Genomic DNA, 15,764 nt, shown 5'->3' on the forward strand with positions numbered 1-15,764 from the left:
TCATGACAAAGTGAAAGAGAGACGTAGCGCCAGCGCGGCCAGCGTTACAAACAGCACAGGCAGAGTCATGACGATCCCAGTGCGGAAATAGTATCCCCAGGTGATGGTCATATTCTTCTGTGAAAGGACATGCAGCCAGAGCAGCGTTGCCAGGCTACCAATAGGTGTAATTTTCGGCCCCAGATCACAGCCAATCACGTTGGCATAAATCATCGCCTCTTTGATAACGCCTGTTGCGGTGCTGCCATCGATTGAGAGAGCACCAACCAGCACGGTAGGCATGTTATTCATGATGGAAGACAGGAAAGCAGTCAGGAACCCAGTACCAAAGGTCGCGGCCCACAGACCTTTATCTGCCAGCATGTTCAGTACGCCGGAGAGATATTCTGTTAGCCCAGCATTACGTAGACCATAGACCACCAGATACATCCCCAGCGAGAAGATGACGATCTGCCATGGTGCCCCACGCAGCACTTTACCGGTGTTAATGGCATGGCCTCGTTTAGCTACTGTAAACAGGATTACAGCCCCTACAGCAGCAATCGCGCTGACGGGAATACCCAACGGCTCAAGAACGAAAAAGCCAACCAGCAGAAGAATCAACACTAACCAGCCGGTGCGGAACGTAGCCGGATCTTTAATTGCTTTTGTCGGTGCTTTCAGGAGAGACAGGTCGTAAGTCGGCAGAATATCTTTGCGAAAGAACAGGTGCAGCATCACCAGTGTGGCGATAATAGCGGCAATATCAACCGGCACCATTACCGACGCATACTCAGTGAAACCCAGCCCAAAGAAGTCTGCAGAAACGATGTTAACCAAGTTTGACACTATAAGCGGCAAGCTGGCCGTATCGGCAATAAACCCTGCCGCCATCACGAATGCCAGAGTGGTGCTTTTACTGAAGCCAAGCGCCAGGAGCATGGCGATAACAATCGGCGTCAGAATAAGAGCTGCGCCATCGTTGGCAAACAGTGCCGCCACCGCTGCGCCGAGCAGGACGATATAGGTAAACAGCAAACGTCCACGACCGTTGCCCCAACGTGAAACGTGCAGCGCAGCCCATTCGAAAAAGCCGGATTCATCGAGCAACAGGCTGATAATAATCACGGCAATAAAGGTCGCCGTCGCATTCCAGACGATATTCCAAACCACGGGGATATCGCCCATGTGTACAACGCCAGAGATTAACGCCAGTATCGCGCCCAGAGTGGCACTCCAGCCGATCCCTAATCCCTTCGGTTGCCAGATAACCAAAACGATGGTCAGGACAAAAATAGCGCCTGCCAGAAACATAAACCCTCCAGACAGAACGGCTCTGCCGCCCTGTATATACAAAAAATTAAATCGCCAGCTCTCTGAGTTTCTCGATGCCAGTGGGCTCTGATGCCAGTACGGGTACTAACGCGATACGTTTGGCATGCGTGCTCTGCACAGCCTCGATCTGAGGAAGCTCTTGTTGAGCACGTAGACAAAGCAGTGGCGAATGCGTCTCCGCAATAGAAAGGCTGTTATTGATAATCCAGCCCCAGGGATGAATCCCCGCACGCTCCAGATCGGACTGCAGGTTTGCAGCTTCCAGTACAGGTGTGGTTTCAGGCAGAGTGACCAGCAGGACTTTGGTACGCTCCGGGTCCTGAAGCTGCATCATCGGAGTGGTAAAATGACCTTTATCCCCCATCTTCTTAGCAATCTCACGATGATAAGCCCCGGTAGCATCAAGCAGTAATAGCGTATGCCCGGTAGGTGCCGTATCCATGACCAAAAACCGTTTGCCTGCTTCACGTATTACGCGTGAGAATGCCTGGAACACCGCAATCTCTTCTGTGCAAGGAGAACGTAAATCCTCTTCGAGCAGCCGTTTCCCAGCCTCATCCAGATCCCTGCCTTTCGTTTCAAGAACATGCTGACGATAGCGTTCGGTTTCATCGTGAGGATTGATTCGACTGACCTGCAGATTCTTGAGGCTGCCATTGAGCGTTGTGCTCAGGTGTGCAGCAGGATCTGAGGTAGTGAGATGCACATCAAAACCTTTATCTGCCAGACTGACGGCGATAGCCGCAGCCATTGTGGTTTTACCTACACCACCCTTGCCCATCAGCATAATCAAACCGTGTTCACTACGGGCGATATCATCAATCATGGCAGACAGCGACACATTCTCTGGCTTGTTCTGCATGCCCCGTACAGGAAGCGATGCTATCTCAGCGTGTTCGTTGAGCAGGCCTTTCAATGCGGACACACCAACCATATTCAGTGGCTGAAGGAATAGTGTTTCCGTCGGCAACTCAGATAACCCAGCGGGAAGATTTGCCAGCGCCTCTTGCTCCCGTTGCCATATTGCAGCGGCCAGTGCATCACGTTCTGCTTCGCTCGCTGGCAGAATACCGTTAATGACTAAATACTGATTTTTTAGGCCAATGGCTGATAATTCGTCATGAGTGCGGGCGACTTCCTGCAATGTTGATTTTTGCAATCGCGCGACCAACACCAGGCGAGTTCGTTCAGGATCGGATAATGCCTCAACCGCATGAGCATATTGCTCGCGTTGCTTTTCCAGCCCAGCCATCGGCCCAAGACAGGAAGCACCATCCGGATTACTTTCAATGAAGCTACTCCAGGCTCCGGGAAGCTGGAGAAGGCGAATAGTGTGGCCCGTTGGGGCAGTATCAAAAATGATGTGATCAAAGCGGGTCAGTAGAGAAGCGTCGGTTAGTAAGCCAGTAAACTCGTCGAACGCAGCAATCTCTGTCGTACAAGCTCCTGAAAGCTGTTCACTGATGCTGTTAACAACGCCATCAGGTAAAAGACCTTTAATAGGGTCAACGATTCTGGCGCGGTATTGCTGGGCTGCTTCCTGCGGGTCAATCTCGAGAGCCGAAAGACCAGGCACAGCAGTCACGGGCTGGATAGTGTTACCGATAGTCTGATCGAATACCTGACCGACGTTAGAAGCCGGGTCGGTACTGACAAGCAGAACACGCTTTCCCAGTTCAGCCAGACGTATAGCCGTTGCGCAGGAAATCGAAGTTTTGCCTACACCTCCCTTACCGGTGAAAAACAGGTAAGACGGGATATTCTGTAAGAATTTCATATGTCCTCCTGACATACTCAACAACAGGAAGTTTTACCACCACAGCAACTGGTGGAAGCTAAACCCACCTTTTCCAGCGGTATACCAAACCAGTGCGCCAGTTCAGCGCGTTTTGGGTATCGCCCGGCCATCACCGTTTCACCATCCAGTAACAGCAGCGGAAGCCCTTCGGCTCCAGAAGCTTCAAGGAATGCTTTCGCTTTTTCGTTCTCAACGAAGCTCATCGGCTGTTGCGCCAGGTTGTAACGTTCAACCTGTAAGCCACGTCCTTTCAGCCACTGCACATCAGCAGAGAAATCAACCAGAACCTGATCGACATCTGAGCCACATACCCCGGTACTGCAGCACATTGCCGGGTCAAACACCGTTAACGTTTTCATCTTTAATACCTCACATTCGTAAAATCATATATGTTAAGGCAAATTTTTTAGATGCAAACAGCCTTACCGCTGCCAGAGCAGTTGGCTGATGCCAGCTTACGGGCGATGGCCTGTACGTCGTCCTGTTGGCTTAACCAGGCCTGCTCAATCACCTGAGCGGCCCAGGAAGGAATATGCGGGGATAAGCGGTAGTGAACCCACTTGCCCTGTTTGCGATCCAGTAAAAGTCCACTTTCCCGGAGCATTGCCAGATGGCGGGAGATCTTGGGCTGTGACTGTTCCAGTGCAGTGCAAAGGTCGCACACGCACAGCTCTCCCATCTCTCTGAGCAGCAGCACAATGCCCAAACGGGTTTCATCGGAGAGGTTTTTGAAGAGCTGTAAGGATGTTAGTGACATCTGACCTCCTGTTCTATTGAAGTTAGGATACTCTCAAAAGGATCAAAATCAACATTCATATTCGAAAAAACAAATATGTTATATGTATTTACGAGATGTATCCCACAAATCAGGGAGAGGGAACTTACTTTTTTCTTTAATACCTTGAAATTCGGTTGTTTTTTAGTTAGATCGTTTACTTAGGGTTTTAAATCTAAGTAAGAAATTTGCTGATATTATTAGGATGGATACTCATATGTTTCTAAGCAAATTAAAAATTAAAGGTTTTAGATGTTTTGATAGAGAATTTAATATTTCATTAAATGAAGGCCTTAGCGTTATTGTAGGAGAAAATGGCGCTGGGAAGTCAGCTATTATAAACTCAATAAGGCAATTGTTTATAGATTCAGAATCCGAACGATATAACATAACTGAAAATGATTTTCACAGCCCATTTTGCAGTCCTCCAAAAGTTAGTGATTCATTTACAATTAATGCAGAATTTTCAAATTTAGATACAATAGAGAAAATTGCCTTACTACCCTGGTCAGGGAACTCAGATGTAGCTAAATTAAATTTATACGTTGAGAATAAGGAAATAAGAGGAAGGTATAAAAAAACACTTTGGGGTGGTGATTCGCAAAATTCTCAATTTGATTATGAATTATTAGACATAATTTATTGCATTTATCTCCCTCCATTAAGGGATGCCGAATCAAAACTAACCAATGGGAGACAGTCTAGGTTATCGAAACTATTAAAAGCTGTAAATAGAAAAGATTTAAAATCACTTAAAAAAAGTGGTGGTGTACATCCTCTTGTAAATAAAGTGAACACCTTCAATGATGAATTATCAAATAGTGATTTATACGGTATTAAAGCAGCAAACCAGTTAATAAAAAACCATCTACAGAATGCTATAGGACTTAATTTTGGTCAAAATACAGCAATTCAATTTGCAGAAAGTGACTTTACTAGGATTGTTGAAAGTTTACGGCTTATATTCTTCCCTAATCTGAATGAAGATGACACCAAACTTTTTAGGAATTTAGAGCAAAACAGCTTAGGTTATAATAACCTTCTTTATATTGCGTCTATATTAGCTGAACTAACTCTCGGTTACGAACAAGATCCATCCACTTGCAGATTATTATTAATAGAAGAACCCGAAGCTCATTTACACCCACAACTTCAAATAAGACTACTTGATCATTTAAAAAAAGTATCCGAAGACAAAGATAATAATGTACAAGTAATTGTCACAACTCATTCAACAACGCTTGCATCTTCAGTCAGTGTTGATTCAATCATTCACTTATCCAAATCGTCTTCTCCAGTTGCAACACGTTTAAAAGACTGTGGGTTAGCAAAAAAAAGTAAAGAGTTCATTGATAGATGGATGGATGTAACTAAATCCAACTTGCTTTTCGCAAGTGGGGTAATTCTTGTTGAAGGTATAGCCGAACAAATGCTATTACCAGTTTTAGCTAAAGAGATATTAGCTGATAGAGACGTAGGGAAGAATACATTATCAGACTTAGGTGTTTCTGTTATAAATCTTAATGGAATCTATTTCAGACACTTCATGGGATTATATTGCAACTTCACAATCCCAAGTGAAAAAACAAAACATGAAGGATTAAGTATACCTATTCGCTGTGCGGGATTAACAGATCTTGATCCTCCCAAAAAGATAAAAGAACTAGTGGAAGGAGAAAAGTTTATTGAAAAAATAATTATCCCTCATGATGCTGAAATGTATGAAGGAACCAATCATGCTATCAAGCTCGTAGAAGAGATAAACAGTTCTAGACACTCAAGGCTGTATGTAAGCAAATACAAAACTCTTGAATACGACCTAGCTATGGAAGGGAATAATATTGCAGCTATGTCATTTGTGCTTTATGAAATTTGGCCAACAGATGGGGATATAAAGAAGAAAATAAAAGCAATTATGGATGTAAAAGATGATTGGTCGAAAAAAAAATCTTGCGAGCGGGCCATAATTGCAAATGAATTATTACAATACATCGAGAACAATGAATTAGGAAAAGGATATTTTGCACAAAGTCTGTCGGAGAAAATATCAAAGAATAAAGTTAAATTTGAAACGCCAGAATATATTAAAAATGCTATTCTCTGGGCATGTCCAGATGAGGCAGTGTGAAAATGAAGGATTTTAACTCTCAGCAGATCGATTATATCGAATCCTCAATTAGCTCTAGTATTTACCTTGAAGCTTGTCCGGGTAGTGGTAAAACTGAAGTTATTGCTGCAAAAATTGTAAAGGAAATAAATAACTGGACACTCAGTCCGGGTGGTATAGCTTTATTATCCTTTTCTAATAGTGCGACAGATGAACTTTTATCAAGAGTTCAACAGCATTCCCTCAATATAGCAAATAGATTCCCCCACTTCATAGGAACTTTTGATAGTTTTATATTTAAGTTCTTAATTAACCCTAACTCTAAAAGTTTGACTCATTTTGATGCAGGAAATAACAATAATACTGTAAGAATCATAGAAGCGATATCACCTTTATTCATTCAGACAAAATATGCATACAACAAGCGAGGAAAGATAAAAGCGCATCATTATACATTTGATCGGAAAAATAATTGCATATTGTTCAACTCAGATAACTCCGAGCTTGATAGAATCAGAAACTCCATCAAATGGGAACAGTGGCAGCTAGACGATCTAATAAAAACAAAACATAAGCTGTTCGAATCAGGTTTTATGACGCACGATGATTCATTATATCTAGCCGCTGAAATTTTCATTGATGAAAAATATAAAGACTATGCTTCGTTACTTTCAAAAAGATTTCCACTCATTGTTATTGATGAATGCCAAGATTTATCATGCGAGCACTTATTCATATTGCAAGGGCTTCATGATTTAGGCGTTAAGCTACACTTTGTCGGTGATTTAGATCAATCAATTTATAGTTTTCGTGATGTAGATCCTAAGGATACAATAAAATTCATCGCAGATAATAAATTTAAGAAAATGCCATTGAAAATCAATTACAGAAGCTGTCAGCAAATCATTGATCTTTGTTCAAAATTAACATCAACAGGTGTAGTTAAGGGACAGTTTTGCTCGATTGAGTCACCCTGCGTCGTATTACAATATAATGAAACACCATTAGAATTAATCGACAAGATTGGAAAGTTATGCCTCGACTACAGCAACAACGTAATTGTAGCCCGTGGGCATTCCATTTTGAAAAAATTTACATTTGATGGTATCGAAGACAATCAGGTAAAAAATCTTGTTAACGCAATAAATTATTTCTCAATGAAAGAAACTCAGAACATCAAAAAATCATTGCAGTTATTATCGGTAGTAATTCGTTCAAAATTAAATTATCCAATTAGAGAATCCATATTTAACTGTCCAACGCAGGTAGAGTCATCTGTACAATGGCGAACTTTCCTTTTCAACACATTGGATTTTCTTGCGAGGAATAATCTTCATGACTTTGAGATAACTTGGAGTACGTGGTGTAAGAATGCTAATAAAACCCTGTCCATTATCCATCAACAACCATTTGTTAGTGAAGATTTAAAATCTATAATTGAGGAAGTATTTTCATCACCCATAAAATCACCTACGGGGCTTGCCAAACTTAGCGTGTCAGGATGTCTTAAAACAAATAGTACTAATAATGAATCTTATAAATACGCTACAATTCATAGTGTTAAAGGTGAAACCCATGATGTGACAATTCTATTATCATCCTCGTCAAATACTGGAAAAACAGGCTCACATTGGAAACAATGGATAAACAACCCCAATTCAGAAGCGGCACGATTTGCCTACGTTGCAAGTTCAAGACCAAGGTATAAATTAATCTGGGCAGTGAGTAAATTAAAAAATGATGAAATTGCAATATTAAAAGACCTTGGATTTACCATTATGTAAAAACATTTGCCTGCATCCATTAAAATGATGCAGGTAAGGATAAACTCTGATGACTTTAGTGCAAACACTCCAAGGCAATGAAAATCAATTACATTGTTCAGATGTATTTTCATGATCTTAAAAATTATGAGAATTAGTTCATAGAATCCCACAAAAAAATCATAAATTTTAGTTTTTATATTACAATGTTATTGGTTTATAAACTTAAAGTGGATGTACTTACCAACCGTCAAACAGGGCTTGACCAATGAAGGACGCAGAAATTTCATTAGAGAAGTCGGAAAGAGCACAACTATGGCTAGAACAGTTTGAAGAACAAGATCAACCCTATGCCAGCTTATTGTTGAAAAAAATACAATGGATTTCAAGCCATGAATTTGAGGTTAAGATCAATGCCTTAGTCGATGAAATATGCAACAAGGAAGAGGATAAAATAGCCCTGTTTGTTGAAAGAGAAGTTTTAGATGATGAAACAGTCTATTCTTTTAAGACTGAGAAGCCTCAACGTGCTTTTGGCAATGCTTTCCCTCCTATATTATCTACCATTGATAAAAAAATCGAAATTGGTAGTGAAGGAATATTAAATAATATCATCACTCGTTTCCAAAGATTAGACAGTAGAAAATACTATAATTATCCATCCGCAGAAATCATGCGTAGTAAAAGAATAAACAAAATTGTTGTACTAACTGATACAATCGGAAGCGGAAATCAATTAAATAAATATTTAAACTGTTTTTGGAACACTCCATCTATAAAAAGTTGGCTGTCATCAGGACATCTCAATGTTTATGTTGTCTGCTTTGCTGCTACAGAGTTCGGTCTGAGTCGTGTGGAACTTAACAAAACGAAACCTTCAGTTTTCTACTCAAGAATATGTCCAACCATAGACAATAGTTTCACCTATGAAGAGAGGCGAAAAATATATGAAATTTGCAACAAATATAATCCTCAAAAGAAACATACAAAAACAACCAGTTTTTTAGGATATGGTGGTGTATCTTCTTTAATATGCTATTCTCATGGATTACCTAATAATGCTCCGCTGATATTATATAAAAGATCAGCTACGTGGAAGCCATTTTTCCGTGGGCGAGCGACAAATGATGTCATTGCGGAACTTCCTAGTAGGATTTCCAATATAAATGAAAAAGAATACTTGAGGGTGATGGGAGAAAAGAGGCTTTCTGCTTCCAAAAAATTAGCAACACTTGATGAGGAAGCAAAAAAAACCATTCTATTACTAGCTGCTTTGAACAAGTCACCACGAAGTAATAGTGCTATAGCTAGCCGGAGTGGTCTATCTTCTAATGAGGTTTGCACAATGCTTACAAAATTAATGTATTTAGAATGGGTCGATTCGAAACGTAGAATCACAGATGAAGGACGTTTTTTATTGTCTTATCTAAGAAAAGAGAATAAAAAACTATTTAGTAAAAAAACACTTCCGGCTTCAGACAAAATATATTACTGTCCTAAGACGTTGAGAGGACCATCATAATGTTTTATTTAGCGTCTTCACAAGTGACACCATTCACTTGTCCAGTAACTACAAAGTGTAAACTGGGGGCCGTATACTTTACGTGCTCATGGAATAGCTCTCGCATTAGTGTAAGCGGGATCGACGCAATACCGACGATGTCGGGTGAAACGCAGACTTATCTATTGCGCCGATCCCCCTCACCCCTTCGGGGCCAAAGTAAATGAGACAACGGTGGTCCCCTCAACGCTTCCAGGCAAGTGCGAAAAATCAGGATATCGATCAGAATACTATTGAACATGCTATAAAACATGCAAAGAATATAATTCAGCATGGTAAATATATTCTACCTATTTTTACCCTTAGAAATTTATCTTTCTTAGCTGGTGTCGAATACTCATTCTTAAGAGAGATAGTTAGTAGAGAATATATACATCCTTATCGTTTTTTCTATATTAGAAAAAAAGGAAGGAATCGTAGAAGAAAAATATGTATTCCTAATCCACAATTATGCAAAGTTCAAAGATTTCTGCATAAAGAAGTCCTCCAGGAATTTCAGGTACATCCAGCATGCTTTGCATATATTCGTGACTCATCGATTGTGGATGCCGCAAGTGTTCACGTTGAAAGCAGATGGTTATTGAAGTTAGATATAGTTAATTTTTTTGACTCTATATCTGAAATTTCTGTTTATCGTGCATTTAGGGAGAATGGATTCCCGGCGCTTATTTCATTTGAAATGGCCAGAATTTGCACTTGGCTTAGTCTTAGAAATCCTCACGAAATTGATTCAAGATGGAAAATTGACCATCGACACAACTATAAAATTTACCATCGTTCCAGCATTTCAGAAATGGGTAGTCTTCCTCAAGGAGCTCCCAGCAGCCCAATGCTATCAAACATTGTATGTTTCAAATTAGATGAAACTTTAGAAGAATTAGCAGTTGAAAACGGGCTAAGGTATACCAGATATTCAGATGACCTCACATTTTCAACAAACTCCATTAACTTTAATAGAAAAAATGCCACACTATTTATAAGTAAGGTTTTTTCAATTTTAAAAAGCTTTGGTTTTGAACCAAACAAAACAAAAACAGAAATCATCCCCCCTAGTTCCAAAAAGGTTGTTTTAGGCTTAAATGTTGATAAAAAAAGTGTGAGCTTAGATAAAAACGTAAAGTACAAAATTAAACAGCACATTCATTTTTGTTTGCATTCTGATGTAGGACCGATTAATCATGCAAAAAGAAAAGGTTTTTCTTCTGTTATCGGTTTTAGAAACCATCTAAAAGGATTAATCAATTATGCAAAAAGTATTGAACCTGAATTCGGAGAGAAAATGCTAAGTCTTTATAAAAAAATAAAATGGCCATTAGATATATAAAACACAGTATTAATTGTAAGTTTTGAGAATTAAAGCCTGCAAGATCAGGCTTTAACTTATTTTTAATAATTTCAATCTTAATGATTTATTAAAACACTCACCACCAATTGTACATTCATTCCAGAGACACTCAAAACTATATTTTCAGTTTGAAAGGTCATCTATGACACATTTGTGAGTCTAGACTTTCCAATATTACCAATATAATCCCCGTACCACTGCAACATCTCCCTACGTTGCTCTAAATACTGCGCATGGTTGTATGTGCCACGAATGGTGTTCTTATCCACATGAGCCAGCTGTAACTCGATCCATGCCGTGTTATAGCCTTGCTCATGCAGAATAGTACTCATTGTGTGCCTAAAACCATGTCCCGTCGCTTTCCCGTGATACCCAATCCTTTTTAATACCTGATTGATGCTCGCTTCGCTCATTGGCTTGGTGATGTCATTACGCCCTGGAAATACCAGGTTAAAGCGGCCAGTAACTGCCTGGATCTCTCGCAATGCCGCCACAACTTGATTAGATAATGGTACAAGGTGAGGGCGGCGCATCTTCATCCTTTCGACCGGCACTTCCCAAACTCGCTTATCAAAATCAAACTCTTTCCATTCAGCCATACGCAACTCTACGGTGCGTACGCCAGTTAACATTAGAATCTTTGTTGCTAACCTGGTTATGGGACTACCTGAATATGAAGCGAGTGCTTGCAAGAAAGCAGGTAGTTCATCAGTCAGTAAGTGGGGGTAGTTCGTTGACTTAGGTGCCTTTAGCGCACTTGCAAGTTCAGAAAAGGGGTTGGTCTTGGCTCTGCCTGTAACAATGGCGTAATTGCATACTTGTTTGCAGGCCTGACGAATTTTTCGCAATTTATCGAGCACACCACGTTTTTCTAGTTTACGCAGTGTTGTTAGTCCTTCCAGCGGCTCAATTTCAGCGATTGGGCGCTTACCTATATCCGGGAAGATATCGTTTTCAAAAGCTTCCATCAGATCTTCGGCATAGCCTTTAGACCAGTTAGGTCGTTTGTATTCATGCCATTCCAAGGCAATAGCTTTGAATGTGTTTTCTACATTAGCCTTCTGAGCTAATTTTTCAGCTTTCTTCTCTTCGCTCGGATCGCCACCTAAAGCAACAATCTTGCGAGCTTCTTCGCGTTTCAGCCGAGCATCTGCCAAAGAGATATCAGGATAAACCCCGATAGAAAGTTTTTTCTCTTTACCCAAAACACGGTACTTAAAGCGCCAGTACTTCGCACCATTGGGCTTTACTAACAGATATAAGCCACCGCCATCGGTGAGCTTGTATTCTTTTTCTTTGGGTTTTGCAGTATCAATCTGTCGTGCATTTAGTGGCATATGGGGCCCCTAATTTCCATTGAACGAGATGAGCCCCCTCAAAGGCCCCCAGATACCACTTGATTTGGGTATAACTGAGTTGACCACAGTAGAGCTCGGGACAGAAAAATTCAGTGATTTCAGGGAGTATAAAGGAGAAAAAGCGAATTCAGTAGAGGTGTGTTGACTTGAAAATGGTACGCCCTACAGGATTCGAACCCGTGACCTACGGCTTAGAAGGCCGTTGCTCTATCCAGCTGAGCTAAGGGCGCATCTTGGGAGATGAGCTGCATCAGTAATGCTCTGATGCGGGGTGAGATTATACGGGGACAAACCCTTGAGTCAATGGCTTTTCTGCTTATAAATCTCCATCTGTCTATTTTCTGATTATCAATAAAACTGACAGCACGCTCATGTTCTGACAAAATAGGCGTATCCCAATGTTTGATTTATGGATTTATTAGTACATGCCAGCAAAAATTATTGACGGGAAAACGATTGCGCAGACAATCAGAAGGGAAGTCACTGAACGTGTTCAACAACGTGTCGCAGCGGGAAAACGTGCTCCCGGTCTTGCCGTTGTTTTAGTCGGGGAAAACCCCGCTTCTCAGATTTATGTCGCAAGCAAACGCCGTGCCTGTGAAGAAGTCGGGTTTGTCTCCCGTTCTTATGATCTGCCAGATACTACCAGTGAAGCAGAGTTACTGAACCTTATCGATCAACTCAATAATGATTCAGAAATTGATGGAATTCTGGTGCAACTCCCTTTACCTGCCGGTATCGATAATGTCAAAGTTCTGGAGCGTATCCAACCCGATAAGGATGTTGATGGCTTCCACCCCTATAATATTGGTCGTCTGTGTCAACGTGCTCCCAAGCTGCGCCCCTGTACTCCGCGCGGGATCGCAACGTTGCTTGAACGCTGCGAAATCAATACTTATGGTCTGAATGCCGTCATTATCGGCGCTTCAAATATTGTTGGTCGTCCAATGAGTCTGGAACTGCTACTGGCTGGCTGTACCACCACGGTGACTCATCGCTTTACCAAAGATTTACGCCACCATGTGGAACATGCGGATCTGCTGATTGTGGCTGTCGGTAAACCAAACTTTATCCCCGGTGAATGGATTAAACCAGGCGCTATCGTTATTGATGTAGGTATTAACCGTCTGGAAGACGGTAAGGTCATTGGGGATGTTGATTTTGAAACTGCATCAGAGCGGGCAAGCTGGATTTCGCCTGTTCCAGGGGGTGTCGGTCCAATGACAGTAGCCACGCTTATCCAAAATACCTTGCAAGCCTGCGAGGAATACCACAACGTGGAAAAAACTGAAGGTTGTTAATGGAAATTTTTCATTTAGAAGGCCATCCTCATGTGGAGCTGTGTGCTCTGCTGAAGTTTCAAGGATGGAGTGAAAGCGGTGCAGCCGCCAAAGCAGTTATTGCTGAAGGTCTGATTGAAGTCAATGGTCAGACAGAAACGCGCAAACGCTGCAAAATTACTGCCGGACAGGTTGTTACCTTCAACGGTGACTCTGTTTGCATCAAAGAATAACTAAAATAGGCTCCCCCCAAAAGGGAGCCTATTTTATAAAGTCAGTTCAGTGACTCAAAATATATCTAACTTACTTACGACGCCAACTCGTTCCCTGCGGGCCGTCTTCCAGCTCAATTCCTATTTCATTCAACTGATTACGGGCAGAATCTGCCAGCGCCCAATCTTTGTTTTTACGGGCATCATTACGCTGCTTAATCAGAGCTTCAATTTTGGTAATTTCTTCATCATCATCTTGAACGCCACTATGCAGAAATTGTTCCGGCTCTTGTTCCAACAAGCCTAAAATGCCTGCCAGTTTACGTAACTCAGCCGCTAGGCCATTCGCCGCAACCATATTTTCTGATTTCAATCGGTTGATTTCACGCGCTATATCAAACAAAACCGAATAAGCCTCTGGCGTATTGAAATCATCATTCATTGCTTCATTGAAACGTACTTCAAACACTTCACCCCCTGCCGGTTGTACAGAAGCATCCGTGCCACGCAGAGACGTATATAGACGTTCAAGCGCAGTGCGCGCCTGTTTCAGGTTCTCTTCAGTGTAGTTAAGCTGGCTGCGATAATGGCCTGACAACAGGAAGTAACGTACCGTCTCTGCATCGTAATATTCCAGTACGTCACGGATAGTAAAGAAGTTGTTCAGCGATTTGGACATCTTCTCTTTATCCACCATCACCATTCCAGAGTGCATCCAATAATTCACATACGGGCCATCATGGGCACAGGTAGACTGAGCAATTTCATTTTCATGATGCGGAAACATTAGATCAGCACCGCCACCATGGATGTCAAAATGATTGCCCAACTGTTTGTTGTTCATGGCAGAACATTCAATATGCCAGCCAGGACGACCAGCTCCCCACGGCGATTCCCAGCTTGGTTCACCCGGCTTAGACATTTTCCACAATACGAAATCCATTGGGTTACGCTTGACATCGGCCACTTCTACTCGTGCACCCGCCTGTAACTGGCTGAGATCCTGACGGGAAAGTGATCCGTAATCCGGATCACTTTCGACGGAAAACATGACATCACCATTATCTGCCACGTAAGCATAATCACGTTTTATCAACGATTCTGTCAGTTCAATAATCTCTGGGATATGACGCGTCGCGCGTGGCTCCAAGTCAGGACGTAAAATATTCAACGTATCAAAATCCTTATGCATTTCTGCCAGCATACGGCTGGTCAGATCATCACAACTTTCATGATTTTCCGCTGCACGTTTGATGATTTTGTCATCAACATCGGTCACATTGCGCACGTAGGTCAAATCGTATCCCAGATAGCGCAGGTAACGGGCAACCACATCAAAGGAGACAAATGTTCTGCCGTGACCAATATGGCACAGGTCATAAATCGTGATACCACACACGTACATCCCTACTTTCCCTGGATGGATTGGCTTAAATTCTTCTTTCTGACGACTGAGGGTATTGAAAATTTTTAGCATCGGGATTTTCCGTAAATTCACTGTACGTGTGATTAAAAATAACGAATTGATAATTCTGGATTTATGCCCTTATCTCATAAATAAATACTCGATATGGCATAGTCCAATAAGATATTGAAACCTGATATTAAGCGCTTTGCAAGGTTGGCGGTCAATATAGCTTACTGAAATTAATAGGTACTGACTCATTATGGTAGATGTGATATAAAAGCCGCCTGGTCCAAATGCCCTAAACCGGGTTAATCAAAACTATTATTAGGATTTCAATTATGGTGACTTTCCATACCAATTTTGGCGATATCGTAATTAATACTTTCGCCGACAAAGCTCCTGTAACTGTTGAAAATTTCTTGAACTACTGCCGCAATAGCTTCTACGATAACACTATCTTTCACCGTGTTATTAACGGTTTCATGATTCAAGGTGGTGGGTTTGAACCTGGTATGAAACAAAAATCGGTTGACGAGGCTATCAAAAACGAAGCCAATAACGGTCTGAAAAACAACCGTGGTACTCTGGCTATGGCACGTACCAATGATCCACATTCAGCAACTGCACAGTTTTTCATCAATGTCGTTGATAATGATTTCCTGAACTTCCGTTCTGAACGCCCTGATGGCTGGGGTTACTGTGTATTCGCAGAAGTAGTCGATGGTATGGATGTTGTTGATAAAATCAAAGGCGTATCTACCGGCCGCAGCGGTATGCACCAAGACGTACCACGCGAAGACGTTATCATTGAGAAAGTGACTGTCAGCGAGTAATTCACCACGT

At 41.7% G+C, this 15,764-nt stretch carries 13 protein-coding genes and 1 tRNA gene; 7 read left to right on the forward strand and 7 right to left on the reverse strand.

Annotated elements, in window-relative coordinates; translation table 11 throughout:
* The 4 genes from arsB to arsR are packed head-to-tail and all read right to left on the reverse strand — an operon-like array spanning position 1 to position 3,869.
* Entirely contained in the window at positions 1–1,293 is a 1,293-nt protein-coding gene (arsB, locus tag C5471_RS15955; protein WP_133816109.1) for an arsenite efflux transporter membrane subunit ArsB, read from the reverse strand.
* A gap of 46 nt (positions 1,294–1,339) precedes the next feature.
* Positions 1,340–3,091 carry an arsenite efflux transporter ATPase subunit ArsA gene (arsA, locus tag C5471_RS15960; RefSeq protein ID WP_133816108.1) on the reverse strand — a complete coding sequence of 584 codons (1,752 nt, stop codon included), beginning with the start codon at positions 3,089–3,091 and terminating at the stop codon, positions 1,340–1,342.
* Positions 3,092–3,108: 17 nt separating this feature from the next.
* Positions 3,109–3,471 carry an arsenite efflux transporter metallochaperone ArsD gene (gene arsD / locus C5471_RS15965; RefSeq protein WP_133816107.1) on the reverse strand — a complete coding sequence of 121 codons (363 nt, stop codon included), beginning with the start codon at positions 3,469–3,471 and terminating at the stop codon, positions 3,109–3,111.
* A gap of 47 nt (positions 3,472–3,518) precedes the next feature.
* Positions 3,519–3,869: an As(III)-sensing metalloregulatory transcriptional repressor ArsR gene (gene arsR / locus C5471_RS15970; RefSeq protein WP_000060257.1), complete on the reverse strand. Its 351-nt coding sequence runs from the start codon at positions 3,867–3,869 to the stop codon at positions 3,519–3,521.
* A gap of 235 nt (positions 3,870–4,104) precedes the next feature.
* On the opposite strand from arsR, the gene C5471_RS15975 reads away from it, so the two are divergent.
* From C5471_RS15975 to C5471_RS15990, 4 genes are all read left to right on the forward strand, one after another.
* The gene (locus C5471_RS15975) at positions 4,105–6,015 is read left to right on the forward strand and encodes an ATP-dependent nuclease (RefSeq protein ID WP_133816106.1); all 1,911 of its coding nucleotides are present in this window, start codon (positions 4,105–4,107) and stop codon (positions 6,013–6,015) included.
* A 2-nt stretch (positions 6,016–6,017) separates the two neighbouring features.
* Entirely contained in the window at positions 6,018–7,778 is a 1,761-nt protein-coding gene (locus C5471_RS15980) for a UvrD-helicase domain-containing protein (RefSeq protein WP_242688739.1), read from the forward strand.
* 247 nt (positions 7,779–8,025) lie between these two features.
* On the forward strand, positions 8,026–9,279 hold the full coding sequence (locus tag C5471_RS15985) for a phosphoribosyltransferase-like protein (RefSeq protein WP_133816104.1): 1,254 nt from the start codon (positions 8,026–8,028) through the stop codon (positions 9,277–9,279).
* Between the two features lie 202 nt (positions 9,280–9,481).
* Positions 9,482–10,642 carry a reverse transcriptase family protein gene (locus tag C5471_RS15990; RefSeq protein WP_133816103.1) on the forward strand — a complete coding sequence of 387 codons (1,161 nt, stop codon included), beginning with the start codon at positions 9,482–9,484 and terminating at the stop codon, positions 10,640–10,642.
* Between the two features lie 161 nt (positions 10,643–10,803).
* Here the strand turns inward: C5471_RS15990 and C5471_RS15995 are convergent, their stop codons facing one another.
* Together C5471_RS15995 and C5471_RS16000 are read right to left on the reverse strand one after the other, a co-directional pair.
* Entirely contained in the window at positions 10,804–12,000 is a 1,197-nt protein-coding gene (locus C5471_RS15995; protein WP_133816102.1) for a tyrosine-type recombinase/integrase, read from the reverse strand.
* 174 nt (positions 12,001–12,174) lie between these two features.
* A tRNA-Arg gene (locus C5471_RS16000) sits at positions 12,175–12,251 on the reverse strand.
* A 195-nt stretch (positions 12,252–12,446) separates the two neighbouring features.
* Here C5471_RS16000 and folD point away from each other — a divergent pair.
* Positions 12,447–13,322 carry a bifunctional methylenetetrahydrofolate dehydrogenase/methenyltetrahydrofolate cyclohydrolase FolD gene (gene folD, locus C5471_RS16005; RefSeq protein WP_133816101.1) on the forward strand — a complete coding sequence of 292 codons (876 nt, stop codon included), beginning with the start codon at positions 12,447–12,449 and terminating at the stop codon, positions 13,320–13,322.
* Positions 13,322–13,534 (forward strand): ribosome-associated protein YbcJ, encoded by a 213-nt coding sequence (ybcJ, locus tag C5471_RS16010; protein ID WP_133816100.1) that lies wholly within the window; start codon positions 13,322–13,324, stop codon positions 13,532–13,534. The genes folD and ybcJ overlap by 1 nt, the downstream gene beginning before the upstream one ends.
* 70 nt (positions 13,535–13,604) lie before the next feature.
* On the opposite strand, the gene cysS is transcribed toward ybcJ, so the two are convergent.
* Entirely contained in the window at positions 13,605–14,990 is a 1,386-nt protein-coding gene (cysS, locus tag C5471_RS16015; RefSeq protein WP_133816099.1) for a cysteine--tRNA ligase, read from the reverse strand.
* A 269-nt stretch (positions 14,991–15,259) separates the two neighbouring features.
* On the opposite strand from cysS, the gene ppiB reads away from it, so the two are divergent.
* The gene (gene ppiB / locus C5471_RS16020; RefSeq protein WP_133816098.1) at positions 15,260–15,754 is read left to right on the forward strand and encodes a peptidylprolyl isomerase B; all 495 of its coding nucleotides are present in this window, start codon (positions 15,260–15,262) and stop codon (positions 15,752–15,754) included.
* Positions 15,755–15,764 lie beyond the last annotated feature (10 nt).

Origin of the sequence: Photorhabdus tasmaniensis (assembly GCF_011189505.1) — a bacterium.
Lineage (GTDB): Bacteria > Pseudomonadota > Gammaproteobacteria > Enterobacterales > Enterobacteriaceae > Photorhabdus > Photorhabdus tasmaniensis.